Source organism: Cupriavidus sp. HPC(L) (genome assembly GCF_000307735.3).
Taxonomy (GTDB): domain Bacteria; phylum Pseudomonadota; class Gammaproteobacteria; order Burkholderiales; family Burkholderiaceae; genus Cupriavidus.
Window position 1 is genome coordinate 1 of record NZ_AMPR02000147.1, and the last position, 7,538, is coordinate 7,538.

Genomic DNA, 7,538 nt, shown 5'->3' on the forward strand with positions numbered 1-7,538 from the left:
GGCGCGCGTGGCAGCCACCGGCGCGACTGGCCGCGCGAGCCGCCGCGCCGGCGGCAGCGGACCGCAGAAGCCAAAGTCGACCTCCGGCACGCGGCCGCAGATCAGTTCGGCGATCGCGCGTCCCGAGCCGCAGCCGTGCGTCCAGCCCAGCGTGCCATGGCCGGTGTTCAGATACAGCCCCTGCACCGCGCTCGCGCCGATATATGGCACGTTGCCCGGCGTCGCGGGACGCAGGCCGGTCCAGTAGCGCGCCAGTTCGGGCCGGCTGACACCGGGGAAGATCTCCAGCGTGCGCCGCACGATGGCCTCGCAGCGCACCGGGTTCAGCTCCATCGAATAGCCGTTGAGCTCGGCGGTGCCGGCGATGCGCAGCCGGTCGCCCAGCCGCGAGAACACCAGCTTGTACTCGTCGTCGGTCAGGCTGACGCTCGGCGCGCGCTCGGGGTCGAGCACCGGCAGCGTGGCCGAATAACCCTTTGCCGGATAGATGTCGAGCTTGACGCCCAGCGGGCGCGCCAGCATCGGGCTGAAGCTGCCGAGCGCGAGCACGTAGGCGTCGGCCTGCTCGACCGTGTACGCGCCGGTCTCGTCGGCGATCTCGACCCCACGCATGCGGCCGCCTTCGGCCAGCAGCCGCTGCACGCGCACGCCATAGCGGAAGCGCACGCCGCGCGCCTCGCACAGCGCGGCCAGTCCGGTGGTGAAGCGATGCACGTCGCCGGACTCGTCCTCGCTGGTGTAGGTGGCGCCCGCCAGCCGCGGCGCGATCGACGCCAACGCGGGTTCCAGCTTCACCACTTCGTCGGGACCGATCACGCGGCGCTCGCAGCCGAGCTCGCGCATGATGCGCGCCGGCTCGATCGCCGCGTCGAATTCCTTCTGGCTGGTATAGAAGTGCAGGATGCCCCGGGCCAGGTGGTCGTACTCGATGCCGGTCTCGGCGCGCAGCGCCTGCAGGCTGGCGCGGCTGTAGGTGCCGAGATTGAGCAGCTGGATCATGTTGCGGGTGGAACGCCGGGCCGGACATTCGCGCAGGAATTTGAGGCCCCACGACCATTGCGCCGGGTCGGCGCGCAGGCGGAACAGCAGCGGCGCGTCCTCGCGTCCCAGCCAGCTGAGCAGCTTCAGCGGCGCCGACGGGTTGGCCCAGGGCTCGGCATGGCTGACCGAGATCTGGCCGCCGTTGCCGAAGCTGGTTTCGCGTGCCGCGCCGGCATTGCGCTCGAGCACCACGACCTCGTGGCCGGCCTTGGACAGATACCACGCCGAGGCCACGCCGATCACGCCGGCTCCCATCACGATGACTTTCATTTCAGGCTCCAGGATGCAAAAAGGGGCAGCCGGCCGGCATCGTTGATGCCAACCCGGCTGCCCCCACTGTCCTTTTGCCTGAGAGATTCACCGCGTCCGCCCCGGACCCGGCTTGCCCCTTCGGCGGCCGTCATCGTCAAATCATGATGGCGGCGCTCTCCAGTTCGTTGTCGTCTCCAGTCTTCGGTACCTGAGCGTTTCGGGGGTACGCCTTCGGCAGCGCTGCCGCCGCGCTGTCGCGGCAGGCTCGCTTTCTCCTGGATGGGCGGACAGTAACACGGCGCGGCGGCGGCCGCAACGCGAGTTACTGACGCCCGGCGGGCGGCGTCCCCGCCTTGCGAGCCTGCTTGTTGGCGTACATCGCCTGATCGGCCTGCGCCAGCAGATCGGCGATGCCCGCATGGCGGGCGGGATCGAACGCGACCGCGCCGGCGCTGAAGTCGAGCCGATAGCCGCGCTGGCTCTGCGCGTTGTGTGCCTCCACGCCTTGCCGCAGCCGGGCCAGCATCGCGTCGCACTGGTCGGCACAGGCGTCGACAAGCAGCACGACGAACTCGTCGCCGCCGAGCCGTCCGATCAGGTCGGACTGCCGGAACGCCTGGCGCAATTGATCTGCGAAGGCGGCCAGCGCCAGATCGCCCTCCGCGTGGCCGAAGCGGTCGTTGATGGCCTTGAAGCCATCCATGTCGAAGAACAGCAGCGTGGCCGGCATGCGCTGGCGCTGGCAGACCGCCAGCGCATGCTGCGCCAGCGCCGAGAAGCCGCGCCGGTTCGACAGCATCGTCAGGTCATCCATCGACGCCAGTTGCGCCGACTCCAGCTCCTGCTCGGCCAGGCGCCCCAGATCGTGCAGCAGCGCCTGGTCGTCCTTGTCGAACTCGCGCGGCGCGGTGTCGATCAGGCACAGCGTGCCGACCTTGGCGCCGCCGCGTACCGCGAGCGGGCAGCCGGCATAGAAGCGCACGCCGGGCGCGCCCGTGACCAGCGGGTTGTCGTGAAAGCGCTGGTCCTGCAGCGCATCGGGCACGATCAGCAGATCGTCGCGCAGGATCGCGTGGCCGCAGAACGATTGCTCGCGTGGCGTTTCGCGGACGGCCAGGCCGAACGAGGACTTGAACCATTGCCGCCTGGCATCAACCAGGCTGACCAGCGCGATCGGCACGTCGAACAGCCGCCTGGCCAGGCGTGTCAGCCGGTCGAAGCGCTCTTCGGCGGCGGTATCGAGGAGGTTCAGCGAATACAGCGCGTCGAGGCGCCGCGGGTCATCGGCGGGAATGGGAGCAGGAATCATCTCGTCAATGCGATCGTTGTTACCCCGATCGTCGTCGGCCCGTCTGGAGCGGGTTTGTCGCCGGCCGCCGCGGTGCCGCGGGGCCGGTCGATGGGTCGTTCAATGTGTGGGCGGCCGCATGCGCCGTCGTGGACGTGGCCGCCAGCACCGGTGCGCTGACGCTACACCTCGCGCGTCATCCCCTTCAGATCGATCCATTGTTCGAACTGCTCGGCGGTGACATGGCCCGAGGCGATTGCCGCCTCGCGCAGCGACAGGTTGCGGGCCACGGCCAGCTTGGCGATCTCGGCGGCCTTGTCGTAGCCGATATGCGGGTTCAGCGCGGTGACCGGCATCAGCGATCGTTCGAGCAGCTCGGCGATGCGCGCCCGGTCGGCTTCGACGCCGGCCACCATGTGTTCGGCGAAGCTGGCCGCCGCGTCGGCCAGCAGTGTAACCGACTGCAGCAGGCTGTAAACGATGACCGGCTTGTAGGCGTTCAGCTCCAGCGTGCCGAGACCGTTGGCCAGCGTGATCGTGGTGTGGTTGCCGATCACACGGCAGCAGACCATCGCCAGCGCCTCGGCCTGGGTCGGGTTGACCTTGCCCGGCATGATCGACGAGCCCGGCTCGTTGGCCGGCAGCTGCAGTTCGGCAAAGCCCGCGCGCGGGCCGGAACCGAGCAGCATGAAGTCGCGCGCGATCTTCAGGAAGGACGAGGCCGTGGTGTTCAGCGCGCCGGACAGATCGGCGAGCGCGTCGTGCGCGGCCTGCAGCGCGTAGCGGTTGGCCGCTGGTTCGAACGGCAGGCCCGTGTAGTCGGCCAGCGCGCGCGCGAAGGCGGCGGCAAAGCCGGCGGGCGCATTCAGGCCGGTGCCGACCGCGGTGCCCCCCTGGGGCACCGGCATCGCGCGCAGCACGGCCTGGTGCAGCCGCGCCTGCGCATCGGCGACCTGCGCCTGGTAACCGGAGAACTCCTGGCCCAGCGTCAGCGGCACCGCATCCTGCAGATGGGTGCGGCCGACCTTGACGATGTCGGCGAAGGCCTCGACCTTGCTGCCCAGCGTCTTCTGCAACGTCTCCAGCGCCGGCAGCAGCTGGCGCTGCACCGCGCGCGCGGCGGCGATATGCATCGCGGTCGGGAAGCTGTCGTTGGACGACTGGCTCGCGTTGACGTGGTCGTTGGGATGAACCGGACGCTTGCTGCCGACCTCGCCGCCGAGCAGCTGGATCGCACGATTGGCGATCACCTCGTTCAGGTTCATGTTGGTCTGCGTGCCCGAGCCGGTCTGCCAGACCGACAGCGGAAACTCGTCGGGCCACTGGCCGGCGATGATCTCCTCGGCGGCCTGTTCGATCGCCTGCGCCAGCGCCGCGTCGAGCACGTTCAGCTCGCGGTTCGCACGCGCCGCGCACAGCTTCAGGATCGCAAAGGCCTCGATCAGCGCGGGCGGCATCTTCTCGTTGCCGATGCGGAAGTTCTGGCGCGAGCGCTCGGTCTGCGCGCCCCACAGGTGGTCGGCGGGGACGGGTACCTGGCCCAGGCTGTCCTGTTCGATGCGGGTCGCTGGGGGCTGCTGGTCTGACATGACTGGCTCCTGTGAACGAACGATGCGGATCGGCCTTCTAGGATACGCCGCCGGGACTGCCGACGCCGCGCCGGCGCGCAAGCCGGCCTACGGGCGCGCCTCCCGCGATCGGTTCGCCAGCTCGGGCGGGCCGATCTCGAAGCGGCCGCGTCCGGCGTCCTTGGCGCGGTACAGCAGCGCATCGGCCTCCTTGGCCAGCTGCTGCCATGTCATCGGCGCGCCCTGGTACAGCGCGATGCCGATGCTGACATTGACGTCGACGAAGGCGCCCTCGATGAAGAAGCGGCGGCCCACCGCATGCAGGATCGCGCCGGCGACGCGCACCGCGACATCGGGCCGGTCGATGTCCTCCATCACGATGGCGAACTCGTCGCCGCCCAGCCGCGCCACCGCATCGCGCTCGCGCACGCAGCGCTGCACGCGCTTGGCAAAGCTCTGCAGCAGCTGGTCGCCGGCCGCGTGGCCATAGTGGTCGTTGACCGCCTTGAAGCGGTCCATGTCCAGATACAGCAGCGCCATCAGCCGGTCCTGCGAGCGGCTGCGCGCCATCGCCTCGGCCAGCCGCGTCTCGAACGCGCTGCGGTTCAGCAGCTGCGTCAGGTGGTCCAGGCGCGAGATCTGCGCGAGCCGCAGCGTCTCGAGCTTGCGCGCGGTGATGTCCTGCACATGGACATGCACGCCCTCGACGCGGCTGCCATCGGCGCTCCACTCGGGCCGGAAATTGGTTTCGGTGCAGTGGTAGTCGGGATCGTGGAACTCGGTCTCGAACGTGACCGCGGTGCCGGCCAGCGCCTGCTGCAGATACGGCTGGATGCGGGCGTAGCGCGCCTCGCCCAGCAGTTCGCGCAGCGTCATGCCGCGCAGCTGGTCGAGCGGAATGCCGAAGGTGCGCTCGTAGGCGAGGTTGTTGAAGACGTAGCGCTCGTCGGTGTCGATGAACGCCAGCAGCGACGGCAGCGTGTCGGTGACCGCGCGCAGACGCGTTTCGCTGCGGTGCAGCTGTTCGCGGCGCTCGCGCACGTCGCGCATCAGCCGGGCGAACGCGCGCGCCAGCACGCCGATCTCGTCATGGCGATGGGTCGACAGCCTCTCGTAGGCCGACAGGTCGCGCGCGCTGTCGCGCACCACGCGCCGCAGCTGCGCCAGCGGCGCGAACATCCAGTGCACCGCGAACCAGTTCAGCACCGCCGCCAATCCCACCGCGACCGCCGACCACAACAGGAAGCGCTGCTGCATCGCGTGCAGCGGCTGGAAGGCCTCCTTGGCCGGCAGCACGGCGACCAGTTCCCAACCGGTGGTCGCCATCAGATAGCGTGCGATGACCGGCTCGCGCGGTGTCAGGAACTCCAGGGTCGCCGGCTGTGCCTGCACGCCGCAGGTCTCTCCCTGCGCGCGCGCCGGCCGCCCGACCTGCTGCTGCAGCCGGTGTTGCACGTAGACCGGCTGCGCGCCGGCCGATACCAGGCAATAGAAGCCGGTGCTGGCGATCGGGCTGTGCGGCACTTCCACCAGGAAGTTCGAGCGCGCCAGGTCGATCCAGCCGCCGACCAGGCCCAGGAAGGTCTTGTCGTCCGAGACGATCGGCACGGCCAGCAGCACGCCGACCGAACCGTCGGCGCGGGCGCGGATCGGCGGGCTGATCACCGGCGCCAGGGTGCGCGCGGCCTCGCGGAAGTAGGTGCGGTCCGCGACCGACACCAGGGTGCCGTCGCGGGCCAGCAGCATGCCCCTGGCATCGACCACGACGGCGCTGTTGAAGGTACCGGGAATCGGAATGGTGCGGCTGAGCATGGCCTGCAGCTGCGCGGCCGGCGCGTCCATCATCGACTTGAATTGCGGGGCGAGGTGCTCGAGCAGGATCAGGCGATCGTTGACCGCGGAATCGAGCTGCTCCGCCGTCAGCTTGACGACGGAATCCTGTTGCGCCTGCAGTGCGTCACGCAGGTCGTCATGGGCCGATTTCAGCGAGCCCACCACGAGGGCGGCGCCGAGCACGGTCGACAGACCCGCGGTGACCAGCGCGATGCGCGTCGTCAACGACAGCGCGAACCGGGGACGACGCGTCGTGGCCGTGGCCGGGTCCTCGCGGCGATCGTCGTTCGGTGTGTCGGGCGGTCGTTTCAGCGCTACGTGCGGCGGTGCGTTGGGCGAGTCGTCGAGCAAGGGGGGACGGTTCATGCGTGCCCGCAAGGGCATTCCCCGGGTCGGCGGGTTCCGTAGGCGTCACCGTATCACATCGAGCGGCATGGTGCGAGTCGCGGCACACGGCCTGTCCCGCTGTCGCAAAGTGCATTTGGCGCGGTATAGTCCAAGCCGTGATCCGAGCCTGGACGCCAGCGGCATCGGTGCCGGTCACGACCTTGGCGCCAAGCTGCGCCGCTCCTATCCAGGCCGCACGGCCCCGCCATGCTATTGCGATGAAACTGCCTTCGCTTCCTCCCGCCGTCCTGGCTTTGCTGGTCGTGGCCGCCGGCGCTTGCGTCACCGCCGCGGCCGCCGTGCAGACCGCCGCGTGGAGCGAACGTGCCGCCGCCCAGCGGCTCGACGCGATGCTGTCGGCGAGCGTGATGGCAGTGCGCCAGCGGCTCGACACCGGCGAGCGCCTGCTGCGCGGCGCCAGCGGCCTGCTGGCGGCCGACCCCGACACGACGCGCGACCAATGGCGGGCTTATATGCTGGCGACCCAGGTCGACGATCTGCCCCCCGGCATCCATTCGGTCGGTTATGCCAGGTTGACGCAGGCCTCCGCGCTCGACGCGCTGGTCGAATCGGTTCGCGCCGAGGGCCTGCCCGCCTTCGACGTGTTCCCACGGGGCGAGCGCGAGGTCTACGCGCCGGGCGTCTATGTCGAGCCCTTCGCCGGCCGCACGCTGGGCGCGCTCGGCTTCGATCACCTGTCCGATCCGGCACGCCGGGCCACCGCGGAGGCGGCGCGCGATTCGATGCAGGCGCGCATGACGCCGCGCGTGGCGCTGCTGCGCGAGGCGCATCGCAGCGTCGCGGCGCAGGGTGCGGTGCTGTATCTGCCGGTCTACCGCAACGGCATGCCGGTCAATTCGGTGGAGGAGCGCCGGCAGGCCCTGCTCGGCTATGTCTATGCGGCCTACCGGCTCGGCGACCTGATGGCCGACGCGGCGGCGGTTCATGGCGGCAGGCTGTCGCTGTCGCTGTATCAGGGGCGGCCCTCCGCCGCCGATACCTTGCTGCTGGCCCGGGCAGGCGGCGAGGCAGCCCCCCGCAACCATTCGCATCCGCTGCGCCAGCTCGATCGCGAGCTGACGTTCGGCGGCCAGACCTGGACCGTACGCGCGACCACGCTGGCCGCGTTCGAGGAGGGCGGGCCCGGTGCGCCCGTGCCGCTGGTGATC

At 70.1% G+C, this 7,538-nt stretch carries 5 protein-coding genes and 1 riboswitch; of the genes, 1 reads left to right on the top strand and 4 read right to left on the bottom strand.

What is annotated here, in order from left to right:
• The 4 genes from B551_RS10540 to B551_RS10555 form a co-directional block, all read right to left on the bottom strand.
• Window positions 1–1,311 (bottom strand): D-amino acid dehydrogenase (locus tag B551_RS10540; RefSeq protein WP_023264048.1); only part of this gene is annotated, 1,311 nt, incomplete at its 3' end.
• A 56-nt stretch (window positions 1,312–1,367) separates the two neighbouring features.
• Window positions 1,368–1,484: riboswitch (glycine riboswitch) on the bottom strand.
• A 131-nt stretch (window positions 1,485–1,615) separates the two neighbouring features.
• Window positions 1,616–2,602: a diguanylate cyclase gene (locus tag B551_RS10545; protein WP_006578466.1), complete on the bottom strand. Its 987-nt coding sequence runs from the start codon at window positions 2,600–2,602 to the stop codon at window positions 1,616–1,618.
• A 161-nt stretch (window positions 2,603–2,763) separates the two neighbouring features.
• Window positions 2,764–4,170: a class II fumarate hydratase gene (gene fumC / locus B551_RS10550; protein WP_006578465.1), complete on the bottom strand. Its 1,407-nt coding sequence runs from the start codon at window positions 4,168–4,170 to the stop codon at window positions 2,764–2,766.
• 87 nt (window positions 4,171–4,257) lie between these two features.
• Complete coding sequence (locus B551_RS10555) at window positions 4,258–6,348, bottom strand: diguanylate cyclase domain-containing protein (RefSeq protein WP_082928628.1); 2,091 nt, start codon at window positions 6,346–6,348, stop codon at window positions 4,258–4,260.
• Window positions 6,349–6,587: 239 nt separating this feature from the next.
• Between B551_RS10555 and B551_RS10560 the strand changes: the two genes are divergently transcribed.
• The coding region (locus tag B551_RS10560; protein ID WP_023264049.1) for a CHASE domain-containing protein at window positions 6,588–7,538 on the top strand (951 nt) is incomplete at its 3' end.